At 36.8% G+C, this 16403-nt stretch carries 12 protein-coding genes; 4 read left to right on the forward strand and 8 right to left on the reverse strand.

Annotated elements, in window-relative coordinates; translation table 11 throughout:
- The first annotated feature begins 336 nt into the window (after positions 1-336).
- A complete protein-coding gene (locus OC457_RS14825; RefSeq protein WP_080174100.1) occupies positions 337-549 on the forward strand; it encodes a DUF465 domain-containing protein in 213 nt (70 codons plus the stop codon).
- A 50-nt stretch (positions 550-599) separates the two neighbouring features.
- On the opposite strand, the gene OC457_RS14830 is transcribed toward OC457_RS14825, so the two are convergent.
- Positions 600-1526, reverse strand: a complete 927-nt coding sequence (locus OC457_RS14830; protein ID WP_080174101.1) for an alpha/beta fold hydrolase — start codon at positions 1524-1526, stop codon at positions 600-602.
- A gap of 285 nt (positions 1527-1811) precedes the next feature.
- Between OC457_RS14830 and galE the strand changes: the two genes are divergently transcribed.
- On the forward strand, positions 1812-2831 hold the full coding sequence (gene galE / locus OC457_RS14835) for a UDP-glucose 4-epimerase GalE (protein ID WP_080174102.1): 1020 nt from the start codon (positions 1812-1814) through the stop codon (positions 2829-2831).
- Between the two features lie 322 nt (positions 2832-3153).
- Entirely contained in the window at positions 3154-4494 is a 1341-nt protein-coding gene (locus OC457_RS14840) for a DEAD/DEAH box helicase (RefSeq protein ID WP_080174103.1), read from the forward strand.
- 118 nt (positions 4495-4612) lie between these two features.
- Here the strand turns inward: OC457_RS14840 and OC457_RS14845 are convergent, their stop codons facing one another.
- Positions 4613-5167 carry an SPOR domain-containing protein gene (locus OC457_RS14845; RefSeq protein ID WP_080174104.1) on the reverse strand — a complete coding sequence of 185 codons (555 nt, stop codon included), beginning with the start codon at positions 5165-5167 and terminating at the stop codon, positions 4613-4615.
- Positions 5168-5968: 801 nt separating this feature from the next.
- On the opposite strand from OC457_RS14845, the gene OC457_RS14850 reads away from it, so the two are divergent.
- Positions 5969-7282, forward strand: coding sequence for an anaerobic C4-dicarboxylate transporter family protein (locus OC457_RS14850; RefSeq protein ID WP_080174106.1), 1314 nt, complete (start codon positions 5969-5971; stop codon positions 7280-7282).
- Between the two features lie 134 nt (positions 7283-7416).
- Here OC457_RS14850 and OC457_RS14855 read toward each other — a convergent pair whose 3' ends face one another.
- From OC457_RS14855 to OC457_RS14880, 6 genes are all read right to left on the reverse strand, one after another.
- The gene (locus tag OC457_RS14855; RefSeq protein WP_080174107.1) at positions 7417-8364 is read right to left on the reverse strand and encodes a YeiH family protein; all 948 of its coding nucleotides are present in this window, start codon (positions 8362-8364) and stop codon (positions 7417-7419) included.
- 114 nt (positions 8365-8478) lie between these two features.
- A complete protein-coding gene (locus OC457_RS14860; RefSeq protein WP_080174108.1) occupies positions 8479-8826 on the reverse strand; it encodes a YdbL family protein in 348 nt (115 codons plus the stop codon).
- Positions 8827-8861: 35 nt separating this feature from the next.
- Positions 8862-9077 (reverse strand): YnbE family lipoprotein, encoded by a 216-nt coding sequence (locus OC457_RS14865; protein WP_080174109.1) that lies wholly within the window; start codon positions 9075-9077, stop codon positions 8862-8864.
- Between the two features lie 17 nt (positions 9078-9094).
- On the reverse strand, positions 9095-12472 hold the full coding sequence (locus tag OC457_RS14870; RefSeq protein WP_080174110.1) for an intermembrane phospholipid transport protein YdbH family protein: 3378 nt from the start codon (positions 12470-12472) through the stop codon (positions 9095-9097).
- Positions 12473-12703: 231 nt separating this feature from the next.
- A complete protein-coding gene (locus OC457_RS14875; protein WP_235866914.1) occupies positions 12704-13567 on the reverse strand; it encodes a DUF4344 domain-containing metallopeptidase in 864 nt (287 codons plus the stop codon).
- Between the two features lie 140 nt (positions 13568-13707).
- Positions 13708-16377 carry a bifunctional acetate--CoA ligase family protein/GNAT family N-acetyltransferase gene (locus OC457_RS14880; RefSeq protein WP_080174111.1) on the reverse strand — a complete coding sequence of 890 codons (2670 nt, stop codon included), beginning with the start codon at positions 16375-16377 and terminating at the stop codon, positions 13708-13710.
- Positions 16378-16403: the final 26 nt, after the last annotated feature.

Consider the following 16403-nt stretch of genomic DNA (forward strand, 5'->3'; position numbering starts at 1 on the left):
ATAAAAAAAACCTTTATAACAACATTAAGATAAATACAAGAGATCGAGTGTTTTTTTGGAAGCATATCAGTATTGTGATTGATGTCTAATTATTTTTCTACTTTAATGTAAAATAATATCTTTAAAAGAGATGTTGCTATCTTTTGATGAACAGGGAATAAACAGTATTAGATGTAACTAAATGATACATAAGTATAAAAGTTTATGATTTATGTTTTGTTATATGGAATAAGACTGATTGTTTAGCTTAAATGATTAAAAACCAGATCTATTGCTATGAATAATTATTCAGATTAGTTAAAGGTAAATGGTGTTTAAAAATGAAGAGAGGTGACAATGTATCCAGAGTATAGAAGCTTAATAATATCACTAAAAGGTCATGATGTGCACTTTGATCGTCTATTTAAAAAGCATAATGAGTTAGATGATAAAATTAATGTTATGACATCGGCTAATGGCTTTGATGAGACGCTTATAGAGCGGCTCAAAAAAGAAAAACTGTTATTAAAAGACGAAATCTTTGTTTATTTACAGCAAAAGTCGCAATAATAAAAAAAGAGAAGCTTTGGCTTCTCTTTTTTGTAATGACTATATGATAGTCATAGTGAGGATAAAAAATTATCAATTAAATCAGCCGTTACGTTAGGTTTTTCATTGGTAATACCGTGTGCCGTATTTGGTAGAACAATGATTGGAGATTGAATATATTGACTTAATTTAATGCCGTTATTGAGTGGGAATATTTGATCATTTTGTCCCCATATTATGAGTGCTTGAGGTAATTTTTTAGGGTCATATTGCTGAATTCGATCTCTATCATTAGGTAATGTTTGAATTAATTGAGTTCGTTGGGGTTTCCACTCCGAAAAATAATCAAGGTAGATTTGGTTTGCAATAAAATCAGGAATAAATTTTTTATTTATAAAAACATTGTCATAAAGGCGTTTAACATCATCACCATTATTAGGAACAAATAATTCTTCAGGTGATCGAATACCTGCGCGTTTAACTAAGTCATGCAAATCTTTATCATTAAATTGTGGACCAGGGCTGGCGATAATCACTGCTTTATTTATTCGCTCAGGTGTTAGCATCATGTCATAGGTGATAAAGCCACCATAAGAAATACCTGCGACATTAATTTTATTAAGCTGTAATTTATCTATTAATTGCCAAATAGCATTCGTTTGAGTCGATAATTGGGCAGTATTATCACTATATGATTCACCAAACCAGAGCAAATCTGGCGCAATAACATAGTATTTTTTACTCAGCTGTAGCATTTCAGCTTTCCATGTAGCGGCTGCCGTACCACCAAAACCATGTAATAGTAGTAGCGGCTCTCCTTGTCCTCCTTCCCAATAGGTTAACTGACCACCTTCTCGAAGCATCATTTTATGCTTACTGAATCCTTCTTTTTCTAAAGAAGCCTGATCATGTGTTGTTTTCCAACGTACAACCTCGCAACCCGTAGTCATGACAAGAAATGCCCAAAACAGGATAGAATAATGTAAAAATCGTTTCATAGCTTACTCAACTGATTGTAATTCTTTTCAATTATACAATGTTTTATTTATAATGGTTAAAGCTATTTTATGGCAACTGAAATATAAAACTGTGATATGCGTCTTTGTCTTTTCAGCTAACATTATGTCAAAATTAAATGTCATGTGAATCAATAGATTGCTAAAGACAGCAATTGATAGCATAATATTTCAAGATAATGAATTTTTATACAATATCGTGTTATTACTATACGGATATGTATTAATATTTAGATTAAAACTACGTATTAACGACTAGGAGACATCATGCGTGTATTAGTTACTGGTGGCATGGGCTACATTGGTAGTCATACTTGTGTACAAATGATTGAAGCGGGTATGACCCCGATTATTGTTGATAATTTGTATAACAGTAAAGAAACAGTATTAAAGCGCATTGAGAACTTAACCGGTGTAACGCCAGCCTTCTATAAAGGCGATATCCGTGATCGTGAATTTTTAGACAGTGTTTTTGCTGAAAATGAAATTGATGCTGTGATTCACTTTGCAGGCCTTAAAGCCGTTGGTGAGTCAGTAGAAAAACCACTTGAATATTATGATAATAATGTAAGTGGAACGTTAGTACTTGTTGAAGCGATGCGCACAGCAGGTGTGAATGCAATTATCTTTAGTTCATCAGCAACTGTTTATGGCGATCCTGCATCTGTGCCGATTACTGAAGACTTTCCAACCAGTGCAACTAACCCATATGGTCGTAGTAAGCTAATGGTTGAAGAGTGTCTTGCTGATATTCAATATGCATATCCTGAAATGAGCGTAACATTATTGCGTTACTTCAACCCAGTAGGTTCACATAAATCAGGTACTATGGGCGAAGATCCACAGGGCATTCCTAACAACCTAATGCCATTTATTTCTCAAGTAGCAGTTGGTCGTCGTGAGTTTTTATCTGTTTTCGGTGACGACTACCCAACAGTTGATGGTACCGGTGTTCGTGATTACATTCACGTGGTTGATCTTGCTGATGGTCACCTTGCGGCATTAACGCACAAAGGTCGTCAAGCGGGTTTACACATTTACAACCTTGGCACTGGTAACGGTAATAGTGTATTGCAAATGGCAAAAGCATTTGAAATCGCTTCAGGTGTTGAAATTCCATATAAGATAGCACCACGTCGTGCGGGTGATATTGCGGAATGTTGGGCAGATCCTGCAAAAGCAAAAGCTGAATTGCATTGGGAAGCTAAACTGACTCTAGACGATATGACACAAGATACATGGCGTTGGCAGTCAACTAACCCTAATGGTTACCCAGACGCAGAGTAATATTTAGTTATATAAATAGACTATTTTAAAAACCCAACAGTATTTGTTGGGTTTTTTATATATTGAAACCTGACAAAGGAATGACACACTAATGCTTCCTTTTAGCTGCTATCAACAAACTATTTGGGGTTTTGATACGTTTTTGCAGCATATATAGCAAGAATGATTATCAATATGTTAACGTCAATGTGATGACTTATTTTAGGTTTTTTAAAATTGGTTTGTGTTATAATTTCCAGCTAATGTTTTCACAATATTGTGATATACATCATATTTGACAGTATACACTCATAGATTGAGTTGTTTTTACCGGAGCATCATTTTGCATTTTAAAGATCTTGGCTTAGACCCACGCCTACTAAAGAAACTAAATCATTTGGCGTTTGATCGAGCAACCGAAATTCAACAAACGGCAGTCCCTGTTGCTATTGCAGGCAAAGATATTTTGGCGTCGTCGAAAACGGGTTCCGGTAAAACTCTGGCATTTTTATTACCTGCGATGCAACGTATGTACCGCAGTAAGCCATTTACTCGTCGTGATCCACGTGTTTTGATTTTGACACCAACCCGTGAGTTAGCGAAACAAATTTTTGCACAATTACGTACGCTTAATGCAGGTACGCCTTACGATGGTACATTGATCGTTGGTGGTGAAAACTTTAACGACCAAGTAAAAGCATTACGTAATGACCCAATGTTTGTAGTTGCAACACCTGGTCGTTTTGCGGATCACCTAGAGCACCGTAGTACACACCTTGACGGTTTAGAAATGCTTATTCTTGATGAAGCCGACCGTATGCTTGATCTTGGTTTTGAGCCGCAACTACGTCGTATTAACGAAGCTGCAAATCACCGTCGTCGTCAAACATTAATGTTCTCTGCAACGATGGATCATGTTGATGTGCTTGATATGGCATCTGAAATGTTGGATAACCCTAAGCGCATTTCAATTGGTCACTCAGCAGAAGAGCATACCGATATTACACAACGCTTTATTTTGTGTGATCACTTAGATCACAAACAAGCATTATTAGATAAAGTGTTAGAAGTAGAAGATTACAATCAAGTTATTATTTTCACTGCAACGCGTGCTGATACTGATCGTTTAACCGCTGAGCTGAACGAACGTAAACTAAAAGCCGTTGCACTAAGTGGTAATCTGAATCAAACGCAACGTAATAGCATTATGAGTCAGTTTGAGCGTAATTGTCATAAGATCCTTGTGACTACAGATATCGCATCTCGTGGCCTTGATATTGATAGCGTATCATTAGTCATTAACTTTGATATGCCAAAACATGCTGAAGAATATGTTCACCGTGTAGGTCGTACTGGTCGTGCGGGTAATAAAGGTGATGCTGTATCATTAGTTGGACCAAAAGACTGGAAGAGCTTTAAAGCCGTTGAAGCATTCTTAAAACAAAAGATTGAATTCACAACGATTGAAGGTCTAGTCGGTAAGTTTAAAGGTCTTAAGCCTGCACCGAAAAAGAAAATTGTTAAGAAAACAACAACCAACGCAACAGGTACGGCGAAACGAACTCAAGCACCTAAAGCGAAAAAGAGAGTTGATAAGCGTTTTTACGAAAACCAAGCGGTGGGTAATGATGTCTTTATCCCTAAGAAAAAACGCAATACTGATGTGAGTCAAGACGATCAATAATTGTTGATTTATTAATAAGCTTAATTATTAATAAATAGGATGAAATAAAAAAACCAGACTGAGTGTCTGGTTTTTTTTGGCTACAGTATAAGTTGTAGTATTTAGTGCCGTAGTACGATTAACGTAATTGGTACACTTGACCTTCTTTATCTGCTTTAACTGCGGCAAAACTTAATACAAATGGACCTTGTGCTTGAACATTAGTTGGTAATGTTTGAATTGCTTGTTTTGCTTGTTCACGAGTTGCGAAATTACCGTAAGTAACGGCATACCAGTTACGGCCTAATGCGTGTTTCCAGTTAACCCAAATTGGTTGATCACCCGTGATCGGCTGAAGATAACCACGTAGGTTACGCTCTTCACTTAATGCTAAAATTTGAATGGTAAAATGTGAGGGGTTAATATCACCAAATGCTTGATCATTGGTCATTGACTCCTCATCAGCAAGGTGAGAGTTGTCATTGTTAATGTAGTCACTATCAACAACGGGTTCGCTAGTTATTGTTGTTTCTGGGGCAACAGTTGCAGCGGCTTGTTGTTGGCATTGAAGGTTTTCATTATCAAGTTTTGATGGTAATAGGTAACCTGTATCACAAGGGCTGTCAGATGAAGCGCAACCAGATAATGCAAATAGACCTAAGACAACTGCTGCTTTTAGCGTACGAGATGCCATTGTTTTCTCCGAAAAATATGTAATGATTTATCAATATGATATCAATTACTATAAAGGTAATAACGTAAATATCACGATGAATAAATGTCTTTATACTTGGGTGTATTGTAGCGAAAAATGACAAGATATTGGTATGATAATTACGCTTTAATGGTTACATGTGTGTTTTTTGAACAAACTAGCCATGCTAAATGAGAATACATTATGTTGGCTTTCGTAATTAGTGAGATCATAGGGTTATAGACTTTTTTACTCTTTCATAGAGGTAAATGGTATTTTTAAAATCACAATGCTTGGTTAACATATTAGAAACAATCAATGTTGAGCAAGGATCGTTATTATGAAAGTCTATTTACTTAGAATGAGTGATCGTAAACGACAAATTATAAGTGTCATTATCACTATATTACTAATGACTATTTCATTATTTACATCGGGACTTACCAGTGCGTTATGTGACTTAATGGCATTTTCTCTTTTATTGTTTGTTTTATGGTTAAAAATAAGAGAGCCTTTGATTACAAAAAAACAGTAATGAAGATGAATTATTAATAGTCACTCAAATTGCCACAGTAAAAAAAGCATCATTAATTTTAACTATTTATTAACGTGTTGTTATCTATTTAAAGTCTTATTGAGAACAAAAACGGATAAACTTTTTATAAAAATACACTTATTGATACAAAATTTAATAAATGTGATTAATAGCTAATTATTGCTCCTATATAAACTTTATTATCAGCACGAATTTTTACTGAATATTGCTCAGTAATATAAACGCTGTTATTAGGGAGTATAAATGTGTTTATTGTAGAATTTTTGATTGTACTAGTGTGTATTTTAGTGGGTGCTCGAATCGGTGGTATTGGTTTGGGTGTAATGGGTGGTATCGGTCTTGCGATTTTAAGTTTTGTTTTTGGTCTGCAACCCACCAGCCCACCAATTGATGTAATGTTAATGATCATGGCTGTTGTTGCGGCAGCGGCTGCAATGCAAGCGGCTGGTGGTCTTGAATACTTAATTAAAATAGCGTCAAATATTCTTCGTAAAAATCCACGTCATATTACCTTTATTGCACCGTTAGTGACTTATATGTTTACCTTTTTAGCCGGTACTGGTCACGTTGCTTATTCGGTATTACCTGTTATTGCGGAAGTAAGTCGCCGTAGTGGTATTCGTCCTGAACGTCCATTAGGTATGGCCGTTATTGCTTCTCAGTTTGCGATTGTTGCTAGTCCTATTGCCGCTGCGGTTGTTGCTTTAGTTGCATTCCTTGAGCCTCAAGGTATTACATTAGCTGATGTATTAATGGTAACAATTCCCGGTACATTCTGTGGCCTAGCACTTGCATGTGTTGTCGTTAATAAAATAGGTAAAGATTTAAAAGACGATCCAGAATATCAACGCCGTATGCAAGATCCTGCTTTCCGTCAAGAAATGGAACAAGAAGTAAAAGTAGAAGAGATTGTGATTAAGCCAGAAGCAAAGAAAGCGGTTGGTTTATTCTTATTTGGTGCTTTGGCGGTTGTTATTATGGGCGCATTTCCATCATTACGTCCTAATTTCAATGGATCAGCGATGGGTATGGCACATACGATTGAGATCGTGATGTTAGCTATTGCAGCATTGATTATCTTAATTTGTAAGCCTGATGGTAATGCAATTACACAAGGATCTGTGTTTCATGCAGGTATGCGTGCGATTGTAGCTATCTTTGGTATCGCATGGTTAGGTGATACGTTTATTGCAGGTCACAGTGAAATGGTGAAAGAAGCGGTATCTGGCTTAGTAGAAGTTGCACCATGGACTTTTGCATTTGCTTTATTCGCATTATCTGTGATGGTGAATAGTCAGGGAGCAACAACGGCGGTGTTAGTTCCTGTCGGCATTACACTTGGTCTGCCACCTGAAGTGATTATTGCGACGTTTGTTGCGGTTAATGGTTACTTCTTTATTCCTAACTATGGTCCAATTATTGCCTCAATTGATTTTGACCGTACAGGAACAACCAAGATCGGTAGTTACATCTTTAACCATAGTTTTATGATACCTGGCTTATTAAGTATGGTATTTAGTATTATCTTTGGCTTTATTTTTGCAAGTTTTGTCTTGTAATCGTGTTTATTAAAGTGCAGTAGCGCCTTATAAAAAATAAAGTAGCTTAATAAAAAACCTCTATATCTTCATGTTGAATATTGAAGAATAGAGGTTTTTTTATGTCGCTATAAAGGACTATTTTATAATATCAGTTACAGAAATAGCTCAATGTAAGTTAATGATGCCGTACCAATTGCTAACCAAAGCACAACCCCGAGTAGCAATGGTTTGTGTCCGGCATTGCGTAATTTATTAACGGTAATACCTGATCCGATTAAGAATAGACACACCACTAATAAACGCTTTGATGCATCAAAAATCAGTATATAAGTTGAATGAAATTGCGGAATAAAATGTGCAATTAAAATCGCTAAGCAATAAAAAACGATAAAGTAAGGAATAGTGATTTTCTTACTGTCACCTTTAAACATTAATGCGCTGCCAAAAGCAACCGGAATGATCCATAGAGCACGAGCGAGTTTTAACGTTGTTGCTGTTTTTAATGCATCATCACCATAAGATCCGGCAGCACCCACAACCGATGATGTGTCATGAATAGCAATGGCTGCCCAAGTACCAAAGGCATGTTGACTCATTTCTAATAAGTGACCAACCGCAGGGAAAAGAAACAGAGCCACAGCATTTAGTACAAACACAGTAGCGAGAGCGAGTGAGGTTTGGTCATCGCGAGCATTAATCGCAGGTGATACTGCGGCGATGGCACTACCGCCACAAATAGCCGTACCGGCTGCGATTAAATGACCAGTTTTTTTATCAAGTTTTAAAAAGTGGGTTGCGATCCATCCTAAAAATAACGTAAAGAAAATTGAAGAGATAATCAGTCCAAGTCCTTGGCGGCTAGCTTCAATGGCTTCATTTAAATTAATCCCAAACCCTAAACCAATAATGGAGTACGACAAAAGTTTTTTGGTTAATGCTGCGAGATTAAATTGAGTAGGAACTAACCCTAAACTGGCTAACGTAAAGCCAAGAATTAAAGCGATGGGTGAACTAATGAAAGGAGCTAAACAGATAATTGCGGTAATTGTAAATATGATATCTACGGGTTTTAAATTTTTAATCTTTTGATTTAACGTCATATTATATAGTTGACATCAGGTTGTTTATAATTTTTCGAATTATACCTATGACATTCTATTTCGTTTAGTTAAATATTTTTAAACACGGGTTAAGAGTAATTTAATGTGTGGTTATTATTTTTTCATTTTCCATGAGCCACGACTGTCTTGATAAAAATGCCCTGATTGTGTTTTTTCTATTGCCTTATGGTATGCCCGTAATTTTATAGTATTAAGTGATACTGAATGTGATTGGCTGATAGCTTGATATGTTTTTTGGCGATGGTTGTTTACAGAGATTATAAGCTGATTAATAGTCGTATTATTGTTTGGTTTAATCGCGGCAATTAAGCCATTATTAGCTTCACCTACAAGCCCTTGTTGTTTCGCTTGTTGTAATGTAATTGCTAATGCTGAAGGTGAAAATAAACAGAGTAATAGCCCATAACTAAGGAGTCTTTTTTTTAGGATTATAGCTTTCATAGGACGATAACCTTAATGGCGAGTTGTTATGATGATTAAAATACAGTTTTGTTATCAAATAACTGTTCTATATCGTTATCAACCTTTATTTTAATTTCATGTTCAATTTTAACATTAAGATTAATCTCAATCGGTTTATCTGATGTCGCAACTTGTATGGTTGGTGTGCACCCTTTGAGTAAGAGTATAGCAACGAAAAAGATGCCGCTATAACAACCTGATAGTGAGAGTGCTTGTTGTAACCTATTCATATTAATAACCTTAAATACTATTGGTGGTTAAAATACTCACTAATTTTTCTTTCGATATTGGATGCATTGAGTATGTTTATTGTTTTGATAATCTCAAGCACATTATCTTCAATCATTACGTTTATATTGATTGGGCGGCCGTACTGAAAATCAGGATTATATCCCTTGAAATGAGATTGAGTTTTTAACACGCCATCTTTAGCATAGTTAACTTTCATGGCTAAAGTATGATAATGATAATTTTTAAGTATCTCACTTACCATTAATGGGCTTTGATGATCTGTCGCTTTGATATTTTTATCAAGCATCGATCCTGCGATGTAACGTAGGATACCCCCTGGATGGCGAGAATGAAGCACACCATCTTGAATTGCTATTTTTCCATTAACAATAGCAATGGGAATCGTACCATCAAGGATCCCAGTAAATTCAATGCCATCAAGATCAATGAGATTGACGATTTCATTGATTTTAATACCAAAAACGGTAATTGGAATGAATGCAGATGTAGGTAAATGAGTAAGGTTAATACGATGAGCACTTAAACTGCCACCTAATACATAAGTGGCCATTCGATGTAATGTGTAGTGGTTTGTTTGAGTATTCACATCCATGATCAAACTGGGTTTAGTCAATGTTATTCCAGCATTAAGCTGGTGGGCAAATAAAGCAATAGGATGCAGTGTACGGATCCCTTTAGGAGAAAACGCGAGCGAGGCTCTACTATCTAGCTGCATAATATCAATATTATCATAATTGCCAGAAAGCTGATCGGTAGAGATGTTCGTGGTTCCTGTTAATTGATTATCATGGTCAATAACGAATGCGGCACTGATAGTAATGCTGCCGTCAGTTATATCAAATGGCAAAGGCAGTTCTGGAAAGTAATGCTTTTTTAGGTGACGAGTGTTAGTGAAGGTTATTGTGTTACGGTGTAATTTTACATGGGTCTTTTGGGTTGCTAAATCAGTCTTAAGGCTGAGCTTTACTAAAATATCATCGTGACGGTTAGTTAATGTGGCTTTCGCTTGTAGTTTTTGGGACGTTACATTGAATTGCCCCTCAAGGTTGGCTGATGGAAAGCGTTGTTTATCGTTACGCTGAGCATCGTCGATTGTGATATTAAACTGACTTGAGAATATTAATGGTGTAATAGATGTTGCTTGAGAAGCGTTATTGAATAATATCTCATGACGTAATAATAACTTATTGACGGCAATGTTTAGTTTGGCACGATAGTCTGCTTTTAGTGCTATTTTCTCTGGCTGGTGGCGTGTCGATAATTGAGCACTTAATTGTGCTTGAGTGTTTTTAGGTTGATAAACCATTAAGTTTAAGCGGTCTTCTTTTTTCTCAATAATGCCCATTAATTGATTTATATTGAAATCAATATTGCTGATCTTATTGTTGGTTAAGGTAGGACTGCCATGGAAAAACAGTGTATTTGCTTGAAAGTGTGCCTGTTGTAGTTGGGTAATTAAATAATTATTAGCCCATGTCGCTTTTATGTTTGAGTTAAAACTTACGCTGTCAATTTTACTCTTGATGACCGGTTGCAATGTATTGATATTAGCCTTGATATTGGCGTTAATATGGCATTGAAGGTTGGGATATAAACAATTGAGTTCATCAATAAAAAAATTAAATTCAGAGTTTGTATTCGCATTTTTAAAACTGATCGTCTCATCCTTATCACTGAGAGCCATTTTCAATAATGTGTTTTGATAACTGAGGTTGAAGTTTATTTTACCGTCACTGTTCATTTGAATATTAGCAATATGCTTTGGCGTATGATGTTGATGAGGATTTTTATATTTAGCCTTAAAAAAAGGGGCTTCAAAGGCGTATTTATTCAGCTCAATAGTAAAAGAGGGGGGTAATTCAATACCTATTAAGTAATGAGCATCTACAATTTTATTATTCATCACCATTTGGTTTGCAGTCGTTGATTCATTGCTCAGCACTTGTTTAGCATAAAAGCGTAAAGGTCCCTTTATTTGAGCATTAGGAACATCTTTAAGCCCTAAACGATCGGTAAATTCTTTAGTATTTTTAAAGTTAGCATTGCAATTTAAATATTGTGGTAATGGTTGATGGAAAATTATTTTAATATCGCAGTTAAGATTATTACCATCACTACGAGTCATAATAGTATGAGCCCGCGCATTTGTTTTTGAAAGGTGATAGATATTAACATCAAGTTGATATGGATTAGGGGCCAGCGCGTTTCCTTTTATAATAAATCTCGCTTTAGTTTTATTGTCTGTTGCAATATTTAAATTTTTAGCCTGCTGTTCTATTTTCTTCCTTGCTTTTTCAGTTGCTATTTTGTGGTGTGGTTTTGTGTGCTCAAGATCTACTGGCGGTGTTGTGATGGTGTTTAGTGGCGTTTTTAAAATCACTTTAGCATCAATTAATAAGTCGCCGTAAGTGAGTGATTTTAGTTTAAGCTTTTTTATCGGTAGGCGAGCAAGGTTAGCAATGGTTTGTCCTAGATGGAATCCTTTATTATCGATGTCAGTACGATTCACGAAGTCAGGTAAATATCTTGGTTGTTCCAGTTTGACGGTATTAGCCGTTAGTTTCATGGTTGGTAAACTGTTTTTAAGATCAAACGCTAAGGATAATTTAGTAATGACTTGTTCAGATAAGGTGCTATTAAGTGTTTTCCATTGAGGATGAAGCGATGCAATAGTAACAGAGATTGGGGTTTGCTTATCTTGCCAAGCAATAGAAAAGTGACTGTTAACAAACCGTATTGGGTAATGCGGCGAGGGTTGATCATGTGGAAAAAAGACGTTTAATTTACCTTTATTTGAATGCCCTGAGATCACCAAATGGGGTGTATTGGTAATGGTAACATCAACCTGCTCTATAATTTGTGTCGCTGCTGATTCTTTACCATCGCTGTGTGCAGCAGAGGCTGTTACTTTACGTGCTCTAGCATTAATTGTTAATGGGGATGAGAAATCAACAAACCTAAAAGTAGCATCAAAGAAGTGAATATAGCGTAGATAAATACCTTGTGTTGCTAATAGGGTTGTTATTTTAGGGGCTAACTCAATGTCGTATTTTTTAGCAAACAGTCGATAGCTTCCAGTATCTAGCTGGTTGTCAGGATCAATCTGGTGCTGCAAAGAGAGCTGATGAAAAGTGACATGGTAATTAAAAAGACGTAATGAAATTTGTTCTGCTTGTATACCATTATCATAATGTAGTCCTTTCACTCCAGTGATTGTTACACCATGGATATTAAGCCATATTAATCCCACTATAGGTATTAGAAATACGAACCCCAATAACGATAAACCGACTTTGGTACTGTTACTACGTAATCGCGATTTTTTAGCTTTTGCGGGTGGTAATGGCTCGATCTTGCCTGTGGTTGATTTCACAACGATAGTTTACCTATTGATAACAGAATAAGTTAAGTTCAGTAATAAACCATGCATTTAAAGGATAAACACAAATCTCATCTTTAAACATATACCAGATTTTATTATTCGTGGATTATAACTATCAATAATTTTATATAATTACGCGTAAAACTGATTAAGTATGCGTATCGTTGCGAAATTTACGGTGTTACATCTTTTGTTTTGAATTTATATTCACTTTATTGTTTTTTAATCGCTTAAATAATAAAGCCAACCTTGTTCTGTGGTTGAGTAAATATCATTACATTGGCGTTGTTGCTGCTGACGTTGTGCGAGGGGGTATGAGTCAAATAGGTGTTGGTAACGGGTGGGATTGCTGCCGTATACTAAACACAAAATATGCTGATAACGCTGCTGGCTAAGGCTATGCTGCTGAATAAAATGGTTATCACTTAAAGGGGTACCATTTAGTTTACTCGCACTAAACAGTTGATAACTATTAATGGCAATTTCATCGCCTCGCTCAATATCATTCAATAGTAATACCGTCACGAAGTTATCAACCATGGTTTCATTATTGCCTAATATGGGGATTGCACGATCAAGAATATAAGCATGGCCGATCTCATGCAGTAATGTTAGCAAGAGTGCATCCGTTGTTGCTTGATAACGTTGTTGTTGGGTCGTATAAGCGCCTGTTTTTGTTATATGTTGTAAGAGCTGAGTAATATATTGATAGGGGATTTGGATTTCTTGTTGGGATGAATTGAAATTAGGGCCTTTAGTGCATCCAAAAACGATCTCTAAGCTGGGGGCGAAAATATAGCGAGTTTGGCTTAGCTGCTTAATGGTTGCAAGAATCGATGAGTGTTGAACAATGTCTTTTGCTTGCTGCTGTTGTGTGTTAATTGGCGTAATGAAAACAAAATTCACGGTAGGAACAGGATCTAATGCTAAACCATAACTGCCACCTGTAGGTTGTTCTGTACCAGCATAACTAAAGCAAGAGATTGTCAGCCAAAGGAGGCTATATATAAGTCTTCTTATTAATAATGATAAATGTGAAGAGATTGCATCAATAGCCTGATTAAAAGTGAAATAATATCTATGCACGTTGCCACCTCATTACTGCTATAGCTGTATCATAAATGATAATTATAGCGGATGAGACAAAATGTAACGCTGTAAAAGCATTAAAACACCTTATTAATAACTATTTATGGTTCACTGCATGTTGTTTTATATTGGGGCGATCATTTTAATAATAACTGCATATCAACGACACCATCGGCTAATTGCACATCAATCTTAAACCCCATTTTTTGCGCTAAGGTGATCATTCCGCGATTGGTTGGCATGGTCATTCCTGTTAAGGTACGTAGGCCACGTTGTTTAGCATAATCGATTAACTTAACCATTAAAATACCGCCTAAACCAGCGCCTTTTAAATCCGAACGAACTAAAATTGCAAACTCAGCATCGTTATTGTTGGCATCTGATAATGCTCTTGCTACACCGATAATCATGTCATCATAAATAGCGACAAAGGCCATCTCACGGTCATAGTCTATTTGGGTAAACTTTGCTAATGCCTCATGGTTTAACTCTCCAATATCTGAGAAAAAACGTTTATAAAGATCGTCTTCTGATACTTGGTTAATAAAGGCTTTATGAATAGGCTCATCTTCTGGAAGTATGGGACGAAGCAATATTGGTGTGCCATCTTTAAGCTGACATTGTTGTTCATATTCTTTAGGGTAAGGACGAATCGCTAACCGCTGTTGAATATCACCGTTAAACGCGGCAATGTCCATCGAGGCATCAATAATCGTTAGCTCATCACCTGATATTAGTAGGGGGTGGATATCTAAGGCTTTTATATCAGGACAATCAATGATCATTTGTGAAATAGTGACTAAAAATCGGCACAGCGCAGGAATAGCGATCTTCTCTAAGCTACTACGCTGTTTTATTTTGTGACGCTTTAATGCATTGATCACCATATAACGGGCTAACGCCATATTTAGCGGTGGTAATGCAACAACAGCATCACGTTCAATATTCCAATGGATCGTTTCTTCACCAAGCATGATCACAGGTCCAAAGACGGGATCGAGATGAACACCAATACGTAATTCTTGTGCACCAGAGCGATTGGCCATTCGTTGAATCAATAAGCCATCAATACGAGCGCTTGGATAATGTAAAGCAACGCGGGATAGAATAGCATCAGCGGCATTAGCGACTTCATTGGCATTACGCAGATATAACACAACGCCATGGATATCTGATTTATGGCGAATATCGGGAGAGCGTAATTTAACAGCAACGGGATATCCAATTTGTTCAGCAATATAAACTGCTTCAGCTGCATCAGAGGCTATCCAAGTTGGAAGCGTCGTAAAACCATAGCTTTCAAATAACGGGCGTACTTCATGAGTCTCAAGATGGTATATCTTTAGCGCCAGTAAACGTTGGATTTCCTGACGAACATAATGAGGATCAGCCATAATTTCACCCATTGATACGGGAGTTTCAATTAATTGGCGTTGGTTACGACGGTATTCGACTAAATGCATGAAAGCTGAGATCGCACTTTCAGGTGTACGATAAGTGGGTAAACAGGCTTGAGTAAAAAGAGTTTGAGCATCGGTAGCATTATTTTCACTCGACCAAGTAGTTAGAATATTAAATCGTTGACTGCGAGAGTGCTGGTGGATGGTATCAATAACTATCTGTGCTGTGTGGGTACTAGTGGCAATAGCTGAAGGACTATGAATGATAAGCAGGGCATCGAAATCATCACTATCAAGCAGAATATTAATGACTTGTTGGTAACGGACTGTATTAGCATCACCCATTATATCTATTGGGTTAGTGTGTGGCCAATAAGCGGGTAAGACTTGAGCTAACTTTGCTATTGTTTCAGTACTTAATTGTGCTAATTTGCCACTGCGATCAGATAATGCATCGACAGCCATAATAGCAGGGCCTGCACCATTCGAGAGAATAGCCAATCGCTCACCGCGTAATGGTACTGAATGTGCGAGTGTCTCAACTGCGGCAAATAAATCATGCGTTGTATGCACTCGTAACATACCTGAACGTCGAATGGCGGCATCGTAAACTTCATCAACACTATCCGCATTAGTTAAGGGCAATAATGTTGTTGATTGTCCCATGTTGGTGCGACCACTTTTTAAGACTAAGATTCGACGATTACGTGCAGCTGCGCGGGCTGCGGAAATGAACTGTCGAGCATCTTTAATATTATCAATATAAAGTAAGATAGCATCTGTTTTTGTATCTTGGCTTAATATATCAAGTAGCTCATCAAAATTAATATCACAGCCATCTCCTAATGAGATAAAGGTAGAAAAGCCTATTTGCTTATTATGCGCCCAGTCAAGGATTGTGGTACAGACGGCTGCTGATTGTGAAATAAACGCGATATTACCTTTATTTGCTGCAATAGGAGAGACTGACGCATTAAGGTTAAGCCAAGGTAAGATAAGCCCGAGGCTATTAGGACCAATAATGCGCATATTATAGCGTTGAGCATTAGTAAGCATTTGTTGCTGGTGGTTAATGCCTCCTTTGTTGTTTGTTGACGGAATCATACCTGCGGCCATAACAATCACCGCCTTAACGCCTTTTTGTCCTAATTGATTAACTATCTCTGGTATCAGCTCTGCGCGAGTGCACACGATTGCAATGTCTGGCATTATAGGCATTGCTTCAATGTTGTGATAAGCCAGAATTCCTGCAACAGAGGTATACTTAGGTGTAACTGGAATAATAGGACCATTAAAGCAACCAGATAAGAGATTACTGACAACGATATAGCCGATACGGTGTGGATCATTTGATGCGCCAATCACTGCGATACTGGTTGGTTTAAAAAAAGCAGCCATATTACTCATAAGATAGTCATTCCTATATTTATAAT

This window comes from Photobacterium toruni (genome assembly GCF_024529955.1).
Classification (GTDB): Bacteria; Pseudomonadota; Gammaproteobacteria; order Enterobacterales; family Vibrionaceae; genus Photobacterium; species Photobacterium toruni.